The following is a 300-nucleotide window of genomic DNA, read 5'->3' as shown; positions in this document are numbered from 1 at the left end:
GTCTAGGAAATTAATGTCGATCGTCAGCTGCTTCAGGGCGGCATGTGCTTTTCTCAACGTATCCAGATTGGGTATCCCGGGTAACCTGATCTGCAGCGCGCGGATCACGACTTGAACACGCCGCAGTTCCTTGCTGATAGCCGTAGGTTGGAACGGCTGATGTTTGGACGTCTGACGTGTAATAGAGTTTACAGCAGGCACGGCTTTAAGCGGAACAAGAGCAACTTCCAGCTCAAGGGCATGCGCTAAGACCGCAAGGCTGGACAGCCGTATATCGACGCCATTCGCCTCAAGCCGAGA

1 pseudogene is annotated in these 300 nt (G+C 53.7%); it reads right to left on the bottom strand.

What is annotated here, in order from left to right:
* A pseudogene (locus RT613_RS17355) lies at window positions 1-300 on the bottom strand (hypothetical protein); the annotation flags it as partial.

Origin of the sequence: Agrobacterium sp. (genome assembly GCF_032092815.1) — a bacterium.
Lineage (GTDB): Bacteria > Pseudomonadota > Alphaproteobacteria > Rhizobiales > Rhizobiaceae > Agrobacterium.
This window is presented reverse-complemented; position numbering and strand designations above follow the sequence as displayed.